The following is an 18,173-nucleotide window of genomic DNA, read 5'->3' on the forward strand; positions in this document are numbered from 1 at the left end:
TATAATCTCAGGCTCGCCTTTTTGATGTTTCCTGGTGAATTATTTCTTTCTCGCAATCAGCTCTTACTAACGCTTGTTTGCCGTTCACTTTGCTGAGTTGCACGTGCAGTTGCACTTCCAGGACGATTCATCAGCCAGACTAATACAGGGCTAGCGATGAAAATAGAGCTGTAAGTACCAACAATCACACCCAAGACAAGACAGTAAGCAAAGCCATGAATTCCTTCACCACCTATGGCGTATAGAATCAAGACTACGATTAAGGTTGTGATTGAAGTAAGCAAGGTTCGTGACATTGTTTGATTTAAACTGGTATTTACCATCGTAGTTGTCAGAGCAGGGTTCTTGCCGCGTACTTCTCGAATACGGTCGAAAACCACAATGGTGTCATTTAATGAATAACCAACAATTGTCAGAAACGCTGCAATCATAGGCAGGTTAATTTTAAAATCATTCAAACCCATTAGAAGTCCTAATTGAGTATGGCTCAAATAAGCTCCCAACGCCACCAATCCTAAAACGACAAGCACATCATGAATTAAAGCAACAACTGCCGCGAGACCAAATGTAATTCGTTGGAATCGAAACCAGATATAGGCTACAATCGCGACCAAACTGATCAACATAGCCAGGATTGCAGACTCCTGCATCTCACTCGCCACAGAACTGTCAAAGCTATTAACTTCGTCTAGAATCGCTGTGGTTGCCATTACCTCTTGCATTGCGACTAAGGCCGTTTTTAAATCATTAACCAATAAATCCGGACCGGCTTGAGCCATCATCTTTTTAAAACGATTTGATTCGGCTGTTGTATCACCTTCTTTTGAATCGGAAGAGACTCCACTCAACTGAATCTCAGGAATTCGCTCATACTTTTCAGAACCATCGGCATTCTCGATGGATGCAATGGCTTCTTTCAGATACGTTTCGACAGTTGATGTTTTCAGATCACCACTAAAAGTAAGTTCAACTTCTGAACCCGCTGGAGAATTCTCACTACCTTCCAGCTTCTTGATTTCTCCGAAATCCATCGTCACTTTTCGTAACTTTTGAGCAGAAGCTTCAAATGCTTTATCTAGCTTTGTTCTAATTGAGTCCGTTGCTTTGGTACCCTCATTTTCGGTATCAGCATCATTTAAGGTAGTTCGTAAACGGAAATATCGTCCTTCAGAGCCAGGGTCATTTGATAGTTGCAATTGTTCGAGTGTGAGACTATTCCCAAACTCTTTTTGTAGTAATCCTCGAATGGTGTCAATTTCCTGTTTATCTTCAAACTCAAATGTCACCATTGTCCCGCCGGTAAAATCAATATCAAAATTTTCTTTACCTCGCGAGGAGACAACGACCATTCCAATCAAGATCAGCAGCACTGAGAAAAAAGCTGCAATCTTTCTTTTGTTGATAAAATCAATATTTGTATTTCCGACTATACTCATCATCTTCAGATCGCTAATCCATCGCTTTCGCTCAAAAACATCAAAAATGAGACGACCGACATAGAGAGCAGTAAACATACTCATCACAATCCCGATAAAGAGCGTGACGGCGAATCCCCGTACCTGATCTGTACCGATAATATATAACACGACTGCCACAATCAGCGTGGTCAGGTTGGCATCGATAATCGTAGTGAAAGCTCGCGCGAAACCATTATTAATTGCCATTCTTAAACTTGATCCTCGAGATTTCTCTTCTCGGATTCGTTCAAAAATCAATACGTTGGCATCGACGGCCATACCAATGGTTAATACAAGGCCTGCCAGACCAGGTAGTGTAAATGTCGCGTCGATGAACGACATGCAGCCCATCACCAGTAACAAGTTCAAAGTCAGGCAGATATTGGCTACGACACCAGCAAACCGATAGTAAATCAGCATGAATACAATAACGGCAATTGCAGCAATAATAATTGCCTGTTTTCCCTTCTCCTGAACATCACTTCCGAGGAGAGGACTAATGGAAAATTCGGAGACAGGTTCTGGTTTTAAAGGAACCTCCAATGCCCCCGCATTTAAAACATTTAAGAGAGAAGAGATTTCTTTCTGAGTAAAGCGACCGGTAATTTGACCTTCAGAACCAATCGTAGTGATTAAACGTGGTGCAGACTGGACTTTACCATCCAATAGCACAGCTAAATGCCGGTGGAATCCATCCTTACTGGGACGATTTTTGGATGTTAGCTGACTAAAAAGAGTGCCTCCTCGCGCGTTAAATGTAAATGCGACTGCAGGGGCACCATTCTGATCAGTTGACTGTCGCGCACGCACCAAATATTTTCCTGTGACACGTCGGTCTTCATTTGGTTCAATAATGACCAGTACTTCTTCACCTTGAGTACCGTCTTCTCGCGTTATCGGACGAGAAACCATCTGGTCTTCGGTATATGAGTCATCGCCATTAACTTCACGCCAGCTGGCAATCACACGTCCCTGGCCATCGCGAATATCTTTTCTGGGACTCTCTAATGCACGCGCGACAATAGAAGCATGATCACGTCGATTCGCCACGATATCAAATTCGAGACTTCCCAAACGTGTAATGAGTGATTTAATCCGTTGAACATCTTCCGTGTCTGCTCCTGGAACAATCACTTCGATCCGGTTTTGTCCCACTTTGCGGACTGTCACTTCTTCCGTACCAGAAGGATTAATACGACGTCCAATGGCTCCCACCATTTGATCCATTACATCATTCGAAAGTTCTTTTTCACTTCCGGCTTCGTCGACTTCGAAAACCATGTTTGAACCACCGGCAAGGTCGATTCCCAGCCGAATCGCATTGCGCCAATCATTACCATTGGCAATCTGCCAAATGAAGGGAGTAGCAGCAATGACAGCCGTAAATAGTACCAGGCCAATTTTCCGGGAGAATTCCTTCAGTTTGAGAGCACGTGCGATAATGACTCCCAAGATGAAAGGTAAAACAAACACGACAAAAATAACGAGCAAGATATACCATCCTGATACTTTTGATGTCGCATTATCGGCTACTTCCGCAGCAATTAGTCCTGCTGAGTGGAAATCAATCCCTGTCATTCAATTAGTCCCAAAACTATGCTTTTTTATATGGGCCGATTCACTCGGCAATGAAGGTTTAAACTGGCGTTTACTGCGCCAGATACTGAATCTCTAAAAGTTTTATTAGATACTGTAAAGCTATTTTGAATCTTTTTTATCTTCTTCATAAAGTCCTTGAATTGCACTTCGACGGACTTTCAGACGCGAATTATCATCTATTTTTATCACCACTTCCTGTTCATTGTCTGAAATACTGGCAATCGTACCAATAATTCCCCCAATGGTCACGACACGGTCATTTTTCTTCAATTCACCTAACGCCTTCTCGCGACGAGCTCGTTCTTTTTGCTGAGGACGAAACATAATCAGGTAAAAGAAGATCACAATGGCAATGATGGGTAAAAATTGGATGATCTGAGGAGGAGCGGGGGCATCTTTCGCAGGTGCTTCTTCGGCCAATAAATATAACGTAGTAAGTAATAAATTCATTTCGTTCTCGTCCAAGGCTGCAAATGAATCCCCTTAAAGCAATGTGAATTAAGCACTTAAGGAAACACACATTTAAACATGCAAGTTAATACATATACTATTCTAAATTATGCTCATCCAACAACTGAGCCGAAATCGGCCCAAACCTAAACAAATTCAGGAGTTATCAAACAGTGTTGCAAGCTGTATCTTAGAAAGATGCGTTCCAACGGGCAAGGTGAACCGCCCTAAACTCCTCAACTTGATCATTGAGGATTGCCTGTCGGAAGTCTCGCAGTAATTTTTGATAAAAGGCAATATTGTGGAGGGAGATCAAAATTGGCCCGAGCATCTCTCGTGACATAAATAAATGTCGCAAATAAGCGCGACTATAATTCTGTGATCCTGGTGAATCGCATTCTGGGTCCAAAGGGCTCGGATCTCTCGCATGTATTTGATTGCGCAAATTAACGCGTCCCTGGCTGGTAAATGCCATTCCATTCCGCCCATTTCTAGTAGGCATAACACAATCAAATAAATCAACACCACGTATAATTGCCTCAATCAGGTCAGAAGGGCGTCCTACCCCCATCAGATAACGAGGTTTTTCAATGGGCAACATCGGAGTCGTAAAATCAAGCGTAGAATACATATCCTCAGGTTTCTCTCCTACACTCAAGCCTCCAATAGCGTATCCAGGAAATCCCAGAGGAAGCAATCCAGCAGCAGATCGTTCCCGCATCTTCTGGTCAGTTCCTCCTTGCACGATCCCAAACAGGGCCTGATCATCACGTTTCTGTGCATCTCGGCACCTTGCTGCCCAATTTGTGGTTCGGTCTACGGCCTCCAACATTTTTTCAGAAGGAACATCATGCGGGGGACATTCATCAAGACACATAATACAATCTGCACCGAGTTGTTCTTGTATTTTCACCGCTTTTTCCGGTGATAATTCAAATAGACTACCATCAATATGTGAACGAAACACAACTTGGTTATCATCCATTTTTGTGAGTTGTGCCAGACTGAAGACCTGGAAGCCACCACTGTCAGTCAGAATTGGCCCATCCCAGTTCATAAACTCGTGCAGCCCTCCCATCTCTTCAACGATCTCTGCCCCGGGACGTAATGCCAAATGGTATGTATTTGATAATACCTGCTGGGTTCCCACCTGTTTTAGTTGCTCTGGCAATAGGCCTTTTACCGATGCTAAAGTTCCCACAGGCATAAAAGCTGGAGTATCCACAATTCCGTGGGGCGTATGCCAGCGTCCCACTCGTGCTGAAGTTTTTGAATCGCTATGAATCAGTTCAAAATGAAAATGGGACACTTTTACTTTTCTAATCGGTACTAAATACGGTTGATGACACTAGAGATAAACAAGTAGCTAATAGCTCAGATATTGTTTAAGGCGTCGTTGAGTATTCCCAAATACCAAAAAGCGATCCTGAATACAACAAAGATGATAAAAGCGGCCACAAGAGCCCAGATGAGCCAACCTAAAACTGCCGCTAATGTTGCCAGGCTGCGCTGTGCATCTTCCTGAAAACGGGGACTCAATCGCTCCAGAGTTTCAGGAACAGTTCCCGATGTTTCACCCACATTGACCATATGAATATATTCATCTGTAAATAGTCTCGTTTCTGCTAATGCATCTGTGAGGTGCTCTCCATCATTAACAGCACCATTGACGCGTGGTATTTCCCGAATAAATGCCCCATTTCCGGTTGCTTTCAGGCTGGAATCCAATGAATCAAGAATATTCATACCAGCTTGTTGAGTGAGTGCAAATGCCCAGGAAAATCGTGCAATCGCAAATGATCGCATACATCCCCCCAATACCGGAATTTTAAGAAACAAGCTGTGAAAATATTGTTTGCCTCCGAACAGGCGGTCCATGATTTGATATGCTACAAACAACGCAAAAATTGATCCGAACGTACATGTCAACCAAATCATAGCTCCGCTGGGGCCAGATAACCCCAACCCCAAAACATCAATGGGTGCTCCACCTTGTCCGCTAGCGAGAAGTCCTAAGATAAGAATCATCAAGGCAATCACCAAGATTGCAACGACAAATTGAAAAACAGGCCAGGCGATAAGCCTTGTAAAGTTTTTTCGCATTTGAAGAAGATGATCGTAATGCTCAGCAAGTGCTTTCAACACTTCAGGGAGGCCACCACTTTGCTCGGCAACGCTCACCATATTGACCAGTAATTCGGGATAATAATTCCCCTGTTTTCTCATTGCCGAAGTCACATCCATACCCGATTTCAATTCCGTTGCGATATCACGAATAGACTGCTGCAAACGACGGTCTCCCATCTTTTTCGCTGCTAATTCAAACGATTTTGTGATCGATACTCCAGATTCCAACATCGTACTGAGCGATCGACACAAAAGAGCCAACGATTTCAAGGAAACTCGTGACTGAAACATGAATCCCACCTTCAGAGAACTATTGAGAATTTTCAGGTCGTCAGATATCTTCCGACATAACATTCATTATTGCGAATTGCCACTTCTCTGAGAGTGACAATCTATTCCACATTGCGAAAAAAAATGAAATTTGTCAGAGTAAATGACGTGTATTGAGGCTAACACGCTGGATATACCGGTTTTGTTTATATTTATTTATCTCGGAAGTAAGATTGATGGACTTTTTGGAATTAGCAGGCAAACGAATTCTTATTTTTGGAGTAGCCAACCGAAAAAGCGTTGCATATCAGGCAGGGAAAGTTCTGGAAGAAGCTGGAGCTGAAGTGATCTATATTGTGCGGTCTGAAACACGAAAAGAATCATTAAAGAGCTTATTAAAGCAGGCACCGATTTATGTCTGCGATGTCGAACGTCAGCAGGAAATCGATCAATTACATTCCGAAATCAGCCAAAAATACGACGCCATTCATGGTTTGGTACACTCGATTGCATTTGCCGATTATTCAGCAGGCTGGCTTCCCTTTCATCAGACACCCCGAAGTGCTTTTTTACAGGCGGTAGATATTTCCTGCTTTTCTCTCATCGCACTTTCAAATGCATTTAGTAAGCTCATTGAGCCAGAACAGGGGAGCGTCGTTACGGTCTCAATTTCGACGACTCGTATGGCTGCAGAAAATTATGGTTACATGGCTCCGGTTAAAGCAGCTTTAGATTCCTCTGTTTGTTTTCTTTCAAAATCGTTTTCCAATTTTTCGAAAGTTCGCTTTAATGCCGTCTGTCCAGGATTACTCAAAACATCGGCATCAGCAGGAATCCCTGGATATGTCGACAGCTATTTATTTGCAGAAAAGGCAACACTTCGTAAAGAAGCCGTGCAAACAAAGGAAGTAGCCGATACCATTGCATTCTTAATGAGCCCGCGTTCCTCAGGCATTACATCCCAGGGAATTGTCATTGATGCAGGAATGGGCACAAATTATTTTGATAGAGAAATCGTAGCGGAAGATACCTAGTATTGCAGAAAAAAGCCGACTGAATCAGATTCAGTCGGCTTTTTTGTTCACATCACTGAGCTACCAATGTAACCAAAGTAATGTTTCAGTGACCTGTCATCACTCTCAATTTTTCTTGTTTTTTCTTCCTGCTTTTCCTTTCGCTCTATTACCGGCTGCCCCTTTAGGACGATTCTTCATCATTTCTGCTCTCGCAGCCTGCCGTTCTGATTCGTCTAGTTTTCCATCACCATTTTTATCAAACTTCTTTATGAATTGCTCTCGAGTCATTCCACCACGACGACGGCCTTGCTGATTCCCCAGAGACTTACGAGCAGCAGCCCGCTCGGCTTCACTTAACTTCCCATCACCATCTTTGTCGAATTTTTTAACCATTTCTTCACGACTCATACGTGGCCCCTTTTGGCCCATTTTTCCTCGTGCAGCTTTTGCTGCCGCACGTTCTGATTCGTCTAATTTTCCATCACCGTTCTTATCAAATTTTTTGATCATTTCTTCACGGTTAAAACCTGGTTTGCCTTTCCCCTTGCCACCAGCCCCCTTAGCTGATTTCCCTTTACCACGTGCCTCTCTCGCAGCGGTGCGTTCTTCCTCGTTTAACTTTCCATCGCCATCTTTATCAAATTTTTTGAGTATTTGTTCACGATTGGGGCGTTCTCCCTTTTTACCTTCTTCAGCTTGAGTCGCTGAAGTCCCAGTTAAAACAGCAACTCCCAAGACAAATGTTGATATCTGCATTAGTCTTACTCTCATTAAGATAACTCCTCGTTCACACTTAAGGGTCAAGGGATCATTCCCATTTCTGATTCACTTCACTAAGAGATCAAACTCACATGAAAATCATTGGTTTCGCAGTTTCTCAAAAAAAAGTGAATTTGTTGCTTAACTACATAGCAATTGGAAAGAAATTCAGGCGATTCAACTAGAAAAATGCCTATTTTTAAGCTGAAGAATTTAAAATATGGGAAACGAAATAAAAAGCTGATATTGCCTCAATTCCTATTCTCCCACTATCATGCCGCACTTGATAATAAGGTAGCCTCAAACAAAATCAAAATAGTAGCTCAATTCAAACACGATGAGTTCAAAGTATTCCATCTCGCAACTAAATAAAATTGAAGCCAAACGCATTTGCGTGATTAAGCCTAGTGCGCTGGGTGATGTTGTACAGACCCTTCCTATTTTGTCAGTACTCAGCGAACGATTTCCTGATTCAGAGATTTCATGGGTCATTCGCGACAGTTTTGCTAATCTGATCGAAGGGCATCCAAATATTGACCATGTGATTCCCTTTAGTCGGCACAGCTCCGTTCGCTACTGGTGGCGTTTTTTGAAAGAACTTAAACAACGCCAGTTTGATCTAGTACTTGATCTTCAAGGCTTATTGAGAACCGGAATTATGACAGCTTCTACATGTGCTCCATGGAGAATTGGAATCGAAGCAGCGCGCGAAGGTTCGCACTTAGCCTACAACCTGACCATCCCTGATACAGGGCGACTTGTCCCCGCTTATTTAAAATATTGGCGCGTAGCCGATGCTTTAGGATTCGGTGAAACTCAACGACAAACTGGCCTTATTCTTAGCAATGAAGATACTACCTGGGCAAAAAGTAAACTCGATCGCAAGAACAATCTGGTTCCGATCCTCGCCATTCATGCTGGTGCCCAATGGATCACAAAACGCTGGCCACCAGAGAGCTTTGCAGCCGTAGGTGCAAAAGCGATCCGTCGCTTTCGCTGCAATGTGGTTCTTGTGGGGACAGCTGATGAACGGCCACTGACCAGTCAAATTCAGCAACTTTTGCATAAGTTTGTACCCACAGGTCGTATCATCAACCTGGCAGGAGAAACTACACTTAAGCAGTTGGCCGCCGTACTCACAGAATCTGATTTTCTACTCACAAACGATTCTGGTCCCATGCACCTTGCCGCAGGACTGGGAACTCCAGTAACCGGAATCTTCACTTGCACAAGTTCGCTCCGCTCAGGACCTCCTGGTGATCAACACGAACTAGTCTCAACCAATGTGGAGTGTGCTGGCAGCTATAATAAACGTTGCCCTAAACGAGGCCCTCAAAACTTGTGCTGTATGGAAGAACTGGAAATCAGCCGAGTCTGGCAGGCTTTATTTCGATTGATTTCCAAACACACTTCTCAAAAATCAGGGAAAGCAGCTTAATTGCTTTCATCTATCTTTCTGGACGACGAAGTTCATAGTACCGGCTCAATACTCTGACACGAAAAATCTGATATGCAGTAATCGTTCCTAATATTGCCAAAACAACTGCATAAATCACAGGATATTGCCACAACTCTGTTAATTCTGATCTGAGAAATACAAGTATGGCGAAGGCAAGCATTGAAAGTGTGGTTGTGAAAAAGACTAATCTGACATAGAAAAACAGTCCTGCAGCCACGATCAACATCGGATATCCGATTAATAAGATTCCAATAGGAGAATCAACTAAAATCAATAAACCGGTTAATAAAGAAACATCTGCTGCAGCCCAGCAAAAACGGACTTTTCCCTTATTTTTCAGATGATCTAATCCCCACTGAAAGAATAGAGCTAAAATTCCCCACAGACAAAAAATTGTCATAATTTTGAAATGATAATTGAAATCGGTTCCCTGTGTTGAATATACGGTTTGAATAATTCCAGCTGACAAAACAATAGCAGACAACCGAGAAGCTAAAGCTGGTTGCCTGCGAAACCAGCGCTGAAATTTCTGCTTGAATCCAGCTGGTTGAGCCTGAATTGGTTCCCCAGCCATAAAACGCTCTAATTCATCGGCTAATTCTGAAGCGGCTTGATAACGTAATTCCGGATCTTTCTCTAAACATTTCAGACAGATCAATTCCAATTGATGAGGAATTTTGGCATTTAGAGTGTGGGGTAGAGGGGGTTCACCTTCGATGACATACACTAAAGAATCTAATGGGGTATTTTGTTTGAAAGGAGAGACGTTTGTCAAAAGTTCATAAAGTATAATGCCTAGACAAAAAATATCACTACGAGCAGAAATGTTGGCTAACTGACCCGCAGCCTGTTCTGGTGACATATAACTGGGAGTTCCTACAATCATGCCACTTTGTGTTTGGATTTCACTGGATGAGTTTTCCTGTAGGAGATCAAATACCTTTGCAAGCCCAAAATCGGTTACATATGCCGCACCGTTCTCATCAATTAATATATTTGAAGGCTTTAAATCACGATGAATGATCTCTTTGGAATGTAGATAGTGAACTGCGCTAGAAACCTGCTGCATCAATGATGCAATCTGATAAAATTGATCATGTGACGTTTCTGATTTTGGTTTTAGTTGTATGTTTGCTAATGAGCTTCCTGATATATAGTCCATTGTAAAATAATGTTGTCCCAAATATTGCCCGACTTCGTGGATGGCAACAATATTGGAATGCTGTAGTCTACCCGCTGCTTGCGCTTCCAGATAAAATCGGCGTACTTCCTCTTCCGATGCAAACTGATGACTTAAAATGGTCTTCAAGGCAACGATACGGTTTAAATCTTTCTGACGTGCTTTATAGACTACCCCCATACCACCACGACCAAGTTCTTCCAGGAGTTCATAGTTCCCGAACTCGGTGATCGGTTGAGGGACAGACGGTTTAAGATTCGGACTGGAAAATAAGAGCGTGGGGTCTTCTGGCCGTGAAGTTTGATTTTGTTGACTGGAATTTTCGCTATCGGGAGCTAAACACTCCAGTGAATCCAGGCAGGCCATTAACTTTTTTAATTCCGGATTGACTGCTTGTAGACTATGACAACTTTCCTGATCTTTGGCTTGTAAATACTCGAGATATTGATTCAATAACTCAACTACGTGTTCCGATTGATGTTCTTGCTCATTCGCCACGGGATCTAACATTCTCTCTAATTCAAAACCAGCCTGTAGCAATTCAGGTGAGTAAAAAGTTTAGACGCTTTCTAAATGTTCTTGCAACCGATTTAGTGCACGTAGCCAAAGCATTTGAACCGCTCCCGGGCTACGATTCATTCTTTCAGCGACTTGCTTAAATGAAAGTCTCTGCAAATTTCGTAACATTATTACTTCCTGATAATCTGTGGGAAGCTGTGACACTGCATCAGCCATCAAAAGTTCCTGCTCACGATTTAACAGAATTCGACTTGGAGTTTCTGTTTCGTCTTTCAACTCCCATCCATGTTGGCCTGAGTCATCAGAATTCCCACCAGCCTGATCAATCGAAACTTCTCGACTGACATTGCGTTTGGCGGCTCCCTGGTATTTTCGGGCGAAGTCCAGTGTATTGTGGTTCAAGATGCCTCTTAACCAACCCAGCCATTCGGCCTCTGTTTGCCCTTTAAAACGCGCAAGTCCCTGATGCGCTTCCAATAATGTTTGTTGCACTAAATCGGAAGCATCAAATTTTGTACGCATCCAACCTTCTATTTGAGCACGCGCGATCAAAGAAACATAAGCACGGCATTTTTGCAGCAATTCATTTTCTGCAGAGCAATCCCCTGATCTTGCTCGCTGAATCAAATCTTCTATTTGTGATTGAGCCATGCGTGATCCCTGGAGTCAATTCAATCTGCAACCCACTATCTCTTTGAGGTAGATAGAAATTTGCTGGAACAGGTCATCGTTTCTTGTACTTGCTGCTGGCCTCTTTGAGTAATGCACGCTCTTGATCGGTCAAACTTGCTTCACCTTCGCGGCTGATCTTTTCGAGAATTGCATCCACTTTTTCATCTAATCTGGCTTTTGACAAATTAGTATCAGGCTCGGAGTAGACACGTAACTTACTCTTTTTGACAGAGCGTTTCAATTTTAATTGATTCCATTTGGTATTGAAATTACTCGACAAGTTCCAGCCAAAGTATTTATAAGCAATGCCAAATGCAGCACCACCTAAGTGTGCGACATGAGCAACACCATCTCCCCCTGGATTAAGAACCCCAAAGACATCAACAAGCGCGTAAAGTACAGCTAACCAGCGCAATTCAATGGGTAAAATAAACATCAACAGCACGGTCATGCGAGGAAAATACATGGCTGTCAGAAACACAACAGCCATCACACCACCAGAGGCTCCAATAACGGGTGCGCCGCTGATGGCAATATGACAAATACCACTGATCACAACGCCAATCAAATAAAACACCAAGAACTCACGTGATCCCAAGATGGGTTCAATTGAGCGTCCAAACATCCAGAGCACAAACATATTAAAGAAAATATGCCCCAAACCACTCAGAGAGTGACAGAAGCCATAAGTTACAAATCGCCAGATTTGGAAGGAAGCAAAAATAGACTCTCGGTCTAAAGCCAGAAATTCTATAACACGAGGAGAATTCCATTCTACAAGAAACACAACGACATTAGCGATAATCAAATACTTGATGGCCCAGCCACCAGAAGCCATTCTGAAAGAATTGAAACTTCCCCCACCGCTTTCATGCCGCAGATAATCCCGGCTCTCAATCCCCATTGTCGAATCGATCCTTGCTTGACATCACTTAATTTACAGCGTTCCGAGAGCAAACGCCCACCTTCCATGCTATTGAGGAGCAGCCATTCAGGCAACTCACAGGATGATTATCATTTTTTAGTCGGTAACTGCTTGGTAAGCTCAGTGACTTCTTTTATCAAATCCTGCTGTGTTGTATAGACTCTTAATAGATCGCGTCTCAGCTTATCGGTTTCCTGAAATTCCTGGTTTCGAATTTGTTCTTCTTCTTCTAATCCTGCAACCAATCCTATTCTTAATTCGATTGGAAGAGCCTGCTCCTGAGGTGCGTTCTCAGAACCAATCAGCTCACTAACTCTGGCATCCAGTCGTTCTTTTGCAGCCGCTAATAATCGATTCAAATCCTGAATGCGATCTTGTTTTCTTTTGAGTTGTTGCTCGCGTTCGACTAAATCATCTCGCAAAGTTACCAATGTAGAAATATAATTGGGAGGTACGAGTGCCCGTAATCGCCAACCACCATTCTTCCAAGTCGCTACTTCACCAGACTGAGGAGGAGCGATAGGAATAAGTTGCGCCCTGTTGGCTTCCAGAGCACTCACTCGAAATGCTCCCACATAGGCAACTCCATTGGGCTTACTTTGATCTGGTTGGAACGCAAAAATGATGGGTTGTGCAGCCGGATTATCACCCTGTTGGGCGCCACCTAATCCCTGATTTCCACCAATATTGACCTGAATCGCACCTGACGCATCAACAGTCACGTTGGCATCCCAGTAGCGATCCCAGCCTAGCATCAAACGAGTTAATTCACCTCGAAGTGCTTTGCTTTCTGCTTCTTTAGCTTCAATTTCTGCTTCATTCTTTTGAATTTGCTCTGCGTTTTTTTCAACCGCTTTCAACCAACTGCCGCGGACATCCAGCATCTTTGATGTCAACAACACAGCTCCTACAGCCGCGGCAGCAACGAGCCAAACAAACACTACTCCAGATTTATGCATTTTCTTGAAACCTTGTTGAAAGCACACGAGTGACTAATGCCTCGTAGTACTATCTTGCGAATGGAACTTTTTTAATTTTTTTGTGTCTTCTCTGTTTCAACACAAGACTATCTAAAGAATAGAATACGAAAGCCATCTTATTGTTACATCGACCTGATGTAACAATAAGAACGAAAATAAATCTAATAGAATTAGTGATTCTCTTGATCTAAGTTCAGAAAAAACACAGCAAAAAGAAGTCTAAAAGTCTATCATACTATTATTTAATGATAAGTCCCTCTACAAATCAGGGTCAAGGAGAAACCGGGATTATACACCCTATCCTTACTGGATAATCGGCAAAATCGATAAATATGAATCATAAAACTGGTCCTGATACAGACTCTGAACAGTATCCCATTGATAACATCACCTGAAATCGATTATTGATTCTCATTGAAAAGCCAGATTTTCTGTACTTCGATTGAGTGCAATTTCTGGTGAAATTTCCTATAAAATACCCAGATTCTGCTCAGGTTTGGTTGAGATCAGGCCATTAGTTTTTAATTCATCAAGGATACGAGAATGTCAACGGTCAAAGTAAAACGATCTGACCTCAAACCCGGAGAAGTTTTATGCAGCTATTGTACAGCGCGCTGTTGTCGCTATTTTGCTTTACCGATCGAAACTCCTGAAAACTGGGAAGATTTTGATCACATGCGTTGGTATATCATGCATGGTCACTGTGCAATTTTTGTCGATGAGGATTCCTGGTTCTTAATGGTCTATGGAGATTGTAAATACCTTCTACCCGATCATCGATGTGGGAACTACGAAGACCGACCAAAGATCTGTCGCTCTTACACGACAGATGACTGTGAATATGACAATGACGGAACTTATGATCGTTTATTTGAAACTCCAGAGCAAATTTGGGAATATGCCCACGCAGTGCTGCCTCCGCGTAAGAAGAAACGAAAAAAATCTCAAGAACGTGTGCACTCTCAAAAGCTTCCCGTTGTCAATGTTTAGTAATTGTTCCACAAAGTTTCCTGATGCACGAAGTAACAACGATCAAAGTCTGTAGAAAACTGTGAAAAAAGATCTAATCGAACCACGGACACTCAACGGATTTCGGGATTATCTTCCCGCTGCCATGATTCCGAGAGAGCAACTGATTGAAACGGCAAAGTCAGTATATCGAAGTTATGGCTTTAGCCCGATTGATACACCTGCGCTGGAATATAAAGAAATTCTCGCGGGAAAGGGCGGAGCAGAATCAGACAAACAGATGTTCCAATTTCAACAGGGAAAGCGCGATGTTGCGATGCGTTTTGACCTGACGGTCCCTTTCGCCCGCTTTGCCGCACAAAATATCAATGAATTAGGGATCCCCTTTAAACGCTATCATGTCGGAACAGTCTGGCGGGGCGAGCGACCGCAAAAAGGACGTTATCGTGAATTTGTGCAATGTGACTTCGATACGATCGGGACAACTTCTAACTCTGCTGACATTGAAACCTTATTCATTATCCATGATCTGATGGTTCGAATCGGTTTTTCGGATTTCACGATCCGTATTAACAACCGTATGATTTTAAATGGCCTGCTTGAAACTCTGAAGCTTGAATCACAATCGACAGAAATCCTAAGAGCCCTCGACAAGCTTCCAAAAATCGGTTCTGACGCTGTTATGGTTGAAATGAGAGAGCAGGGTAATCTCACTCAAGAACAAGCTGAAAAAATAATTTCCCTCACCACAGTTCAGGGTTCGACTGCCGAAATCCTGAATACTCTGGAACAGCAACTTTCGGGAAACGCCTGTGGAGAGCAGGGAGTGCAATATCTTCGCGAATTATTTCAATCGGTAGAACGCGCAGGTATTTCTAATGAACGAGTTATCTTAGACCCTTCGATTGCTCGAGGCCTGGATTATTACACAGGCACAATTTATGAGACATTTCTGAATCAATTACCGGAAATCGGAAGTGTTTGCTCCGGCGGACGCTATGATAATCTCGCTGAGCGTTTCACAACGCAAGAGTTACCTGGTGTCGGAGCCAGCTTGGGTCTAGACCGTTTATTGGCTGCAATGCAGGAACTAAAACTGTTAGACGAGATTTCCACTCCCGCTCCGATTTTATTCACGCAAATGGACCAGAAATATACTTCTGAGTACTTGCGGCTGGCACGTGAACTACGACTGAATGGTTTGAATGTTGAAGTCTATCCCGACACGAAAGCAATCAAAAAACAGTTCAAGTATGCGAATCGCCATGGATTCAAAATCGTAATTACCGCGGGAGCGAATGAATTCGATAATCAAGAATGGCAAGTGAAAGAGATGCTGACAGGAACTCAAACCGCTGTGAAAGAAGACGATCTCTTAGAATTCGTCACCCAACTTCTGTCATAAATAAAAGCTCTCATTTTTAAAGAAGCCGAACTCTTAATTCCCAGGCCACTATAGACCTTTACACCATCCCTCTATACAATAATCATACGATCAGATACCTAGCTTCATATAGAGGAGATCTGAGTTACATGGTACTACGCAGAAACCACTATGACGCCGCTTTTGAAGAATACTTACGTGCATCAAAGACTCCTTATGTAGCCGTTGACGAAAAACGCAGAGCATTAGTTCAAGACTCATCGATTAAGTCTCTAGATTTTATTGTTTATGCGAACCAGGGGCCAAATTTATTAATCGACGTCAAAGGGAGAACCGAAATTTTTGCAGATCAGCACAAAAAACGCCGCTGGGAAAACTGGGCCACAATTGAAGACATTCGGGGGCTTCAACAATGGCAGCAACTTTTTGGTGAGGGTTTTCGTTCTGGTTTTGTTTTTGCTTATGAGCTCCCTATTGATTCTTTTTCCAATAATCTGGAAAGACTTTTTGCTTTTAAAGAACGTCTTTATGCCTTCTATCTTGTTATGATAGATGAATATTGCCTAAAAATGAGACCGCGATCACGTAGTTGGCAGACTGTTTTTCTTCATCAACAGGACTTTCACGAAATGCGACAACCTGTAGATGCGCTCATTCGAGTCTGAAAATCTTACCATTTCTCAGGATAATGCTTTAAGATTCATGAAACAGTCTGAATCAGCTTTGCCAGCTTATAAAGATGCATCAGTTTTCACTGCGGATTCTTACAAGAAGGGTCTTTTCCTAATGCAGTTCTCATGAAAGACTGATATAATTACTAAGCTGAAAAGTATTCATCCTAACTTTGACTTGTCGATTTCAACTTTCATGCTGAGATTTCATAACATGATGAAATTATTGCCTGTTGTGTGCTCTGGAACATTCTTATTTTCCGTAACCACAGCCCTTGCGCAAGAAGAAGAGCGAAAAAGTGGTGTCGTTCAACAATCTCAGACATCTATCTTTGAGTATCTTCTCATTGCGGTCTTATTTGGGTTAGCTTTATTTGCCATCTGTCGAACCAGCCATCGTTCCTGATTACATCCTATCCCTTTATCAACAACATGTTGTTTCAGTTCTAATGCGACCAAAGTTATCGGATATTGAGCGTTCTCCCCGCAAGGTCGTGATTACAGGTATCGGTTTGATTACTCCTTATGGAGTTGATCGGGAGTCATCCTGGCAAAAACTCCTCACAGGCCACTCCACAACACGTCTGTTAGACGATTTATCAAAACAGCTTGATCACCCCATCGTCGGTAGTGTCATCCCGGAACATCCACTTTCGTCCACTTCATTTTCAAGTAAGCATCCTTTTCTGAAAGAACCTTCTATTACCTTAGCACTGAGGGCAACAGAAGAAGCAATCCTGGATGCCGGCTTGAATCTGGATCAGATGCCTAAAGAATCAATCGGATGTGTAATCGGCTCCAGCAAAGGGGGGATGGCCAGTTTTGCACAAATTTCTCATTTACCACGTATGGATCCGGAAAATGCACTACAAGTTCCGGATTCATTCTGGTTGCAGTGCTTTCCCAATGCAGCCAGTCAATCTGTGGCAGCACACTTTGATTTAAGAGGGGCTGCCTTATCACCTGTTTCCGCATGTGCTACCGGATTTTCGAGCGTAATGAGAGCAGCAGAATTAATACGTGATGGCGTCTGTGATACAGTATTTGCCGGAAGCACAGATGCTTCCTTGGTACCAACAGTCCTAAGTTCGTTTCAGCGCATGGGAACTTTAGCTAAAGATTTTCAATGCCCCCAAAAAGCCTGTAAGCCCTATGATCGCAGGCGAAATGGATTTGTCGTCGGTGAAGGCGCGGGAATTCTCGTACTAGAATCGCTGGAACATGCGTTAAATCGAAACGCGATGCCCTATGCCGAATGGTTAGCAGGAGCTTGTGGTTCTGACTCGACACATTTGATGCAATTCGATCCTACTGCAGAAAGCCTCGCAAAACTGATTTCTGGACTGCTGCACCGAACCAACATATCTCCATCTGAAATCGATTACGTCAACTTGCATGGTACAGGAACTCAGATCAACGATCTCTATGAAACACGTGCGATTCACACTGCGATGGGTTCTTTCTCTAAGAAGATCAGCTGTTCCAGCTTAAAAGGCGGAATGGGACATTTACTGGGGGCTGCCGGAAGTGTGGAATTAGGATTCACATTGCTGGCAATGCGGGACAGTCTCGTCCCCCCGACAATTAATCTAGAAGAACCTGATCCACAGTGTGACCTGAATTATACGCCATTCACAGCCGAGTCCAAAGAAATTAAGACCGCACTGAAACTCTCCTTCGGTTTCGGTGGGCATCTTGTTGCAGGAATCGTACGAAAGTGGGAGCGTTCCTGATCA

General features: G+C 43.0%; 16 protein-coding genes. 7 read left to right on the forward strand and 9 right to left on the reverse strand.

Translation table 11 applies throughout. From position 1 onward, the window contains the following. Nucleotides 1-56 precede the first annotated feature (56 nt). The 4 genes from secD to V144x_RS16270 form a co-directional block, all read right to left on the reverse strand. Nucleotides 57-3,035 carry a protein translocase subunit SecD gene (secD, locus tag V144x_RS16255; protein WP_144986173.1) on the reverse strand — a complete coding sequence of 993 codons (2,979 nt, stop codon included), beginning with the start codon at nt 3,033-3,035 and terminating at the stop codon, nt 57-59. Nucleotides 3,036-3,155: 120 nt separating this feature from the next. Further along, nucleotides 3,156-3,506 carry a preprotein translocase subunit YajC gene (yajC, locus tag V144x_RS16260; RefSeq protein WP_144986174.1) on the reverse strand — a complete coding sequence of 117 codons (351 nt, stop codon included), beginning with the start codon at nt 3,504-3,506 and terminating at the stop codon, nt 3,156-3,158. 190 nt (nt 3,507-3,696) lie between these two features. Next, a complete protein-coding gene (gene tgt, locus V144x_RS16265; protein WP_144986175.1) occupies nt 3,697-4,815 on the reverse strand; it encodes a tRNA guanosine(34) transglycosylase Tgt in 1,119 nt (372 codons plus the stop codon). A 65-nt stretch (nt 4,816-4,880) separates the two neighbouring features. Beyond that, nucleotides 4,881-5,924: a type II secretion system F family protein gene (locus tag V144x_RS16270; RefSeq protein ID WP_144986176.1), complete on the reverse strand. Its 1,044-nt coding sequence runs from the start codon at nt 5,922-5,924 to the stop codon at nt 4,881-4,883. A gap of 215 nt (nt 5,925-6,139) precedes the next feature. On the opposite strand from V144x_RS16270, the gene V144x_RS16275 reads away from it, so the two are divergent. Next, complete coding sequence (locus V144x_RS16275) at nt 6,140-6,937, forward strand: enoyl-ACP reductase FabI (protein ID WP_144986177.1); 798 nt, start codon at nt 6,140-6,142, stop codon at nt 6,935-6,937. A gap of 105 nt (nt 6,938-7,042) precedes the next feature. Here the strand turns inward: V144x_RS16275 and V144x_RS16280 are convergent, their stop codons facing one another. Further along, the gene (locus V144x_RS16280; protein WP_197998465.1) at nt 7,043-7,675 is read right to left on the reverse strand and encodes an EF-hand domain-containing protein; all 633 of its coding nucleotides are present in this window, start codon (nt 7,673-7,675) and stop codon (nt 7,043-7,045) included. Nucleotides 7,676-8,015: 340 nt separating this feature from the next. On the opposite strand from V144x_RS16280, the gene V144x_RS16285 reads away from it, so the two are divergent. After that, complete coding sequence (locus V144x_RS16285; protein ID WP_144986179.1) at nt 8,016-9,116, forward strand: glycosyltransferase family 9 protein; 1,101 nt, start codon at nt 8,016-8,018, stop codon at nt 9,114-9,116. Nucleotides 9,117-9,126: 10 nt separating this feature from the next. Here the strand turns inward: V144x_RS16285 and V144x_RS16290 are convergent, their stop codons facing one another. From V144x_RS16290 to V144x_RS16305, 4 genes are all read right to left on the reverse strand, one after another. Further along, complete coding sequence (locus tag V144x_RS16290) at nt 9,127-10,827, reverse strand: serine/threonine protein kinase (protein ID WP_144986180.1); 1,701 nt, start codon at nt 10,825-10,827, stop codon at nt 9,127-9,129. Between the two features lie 48 nt (nt 10,828-10,875). Next, the gene (locus V144x_RS16295) at nt 10,876-11,487 is read right to left on the reverse strand and encodes a sigma-70 family RNA polymerase sigma factor (RefSeq protein WP_144986181.1); all 612 of its coding nucleotides are present in this window, start codon (nt 11,485-11,487) and stop codon (nt 10,876-10,878) included. Nucleotides 11,488-11,560: 73 nt separating this feature from the next. Then, nucleotides 11,561-12,412, reverse strand: a complete 852-nt coding sequence (locus V144x_RS16300) for a rhomboid family protein (RefSeq protein ID WP_144986182.1) — start codon at nt 12,410-12,412, stop codon at nt 11,561-11,563. Between the two features lie 110 nt (nt 12,413-12,522). Continuing rightward, a complete protein-coding gene (locus V144x_RS16305; protein ID WP_144986183.1) occupies nt 12,523-13,392 on the reverse strand; it encodes a hypothetical protein in 870 nt (289 codons plus the stop codon). Between the two features lie 564 nt (nt 13,393-13,956). On the opposite strand from V144x_RS16305, the gene V144x_RS16310 reads away from it, so the two are divergent. The 5 genes from V144x_RS16310 (at nt 13,957) to V144x_RS16330 (ending at nt 18,170) form a co-directional block, all read left to right on the forward strand. Next, nucleotides 13,957-14,403, forward strand: a complete 447-nt coding sequence (locus tag V144x_RS16310) for a YkgJ family cysteine cluster protein (RefSeq protein WP_144986184.1) — start codon at nt 13,957-13,959, stop codon at nt 14,401-14,403. 61 nt (nt 14,404-14,464) lie between these two features. Continuing rightward, the gene (gene hisS / locus V144x_RS16315; RefSeq protein WP_144986185.1) at nt 14,465-15,787 is read left to right on the forward strand and encodes a histidine--tRNA ligase; all 1,323 of its coding nucleotides are present in this window, start codon (nt 14,465-14,467) and stop codon (nt 15,785-15,787) included. 128 nt (nt 15,788-15,915) lie between these two features. Further along, a complete protein-coding gene (locus V144x_RS16320; RefSeq protein WP_144986186.1) occupies nt 15,916-16,431 on the forward strand; it encodes an HYExAFE family protein in 516 nt (171 codons plus the stop codon). 220 nt (nt 16,432-16,651) lie between these two features. Further along, the gene (locus V144x_RS16325; protein WP_144986187.1) at nt 16,652-16,843 is read left to right on the forward strand and encodes a hypothetical protein; all 192 of its coding nucleotides are present in this window, start codon (nt 16,652-16,654) and stop codon (nt 16,841-16,843) included. Nucleotides 16,844-16,886: 43 nt separating this feature from the next. After that, nucleotides 16,887-18,170 carry a beta-ketoacyl-[acyl-carrier-protein] synthase family protein gene (locus tag V144x_RS16330; RefSeq protein ID WP_144986188.1) on the forward strand — a complete coding sequence of 428 codons (1,284 nt, stop codon included), beginning with the start codon at nt 16,887-16,889 and terminating at the stop codon, nt 18,168-18,170. Nucleotides 18,171-18,173: the final 3 nt, after the last annotated feature.

The sequence above is a fragment of the Gimesia aquarii genome (assembly GCF_007748195.1).
GTDB classification, from domain to species: Bacteria; Planctomycetota; Planctomycetia; order Planctomycetales; family Planctomycetaceae; genus Gimesia; species Gimesia aquarii.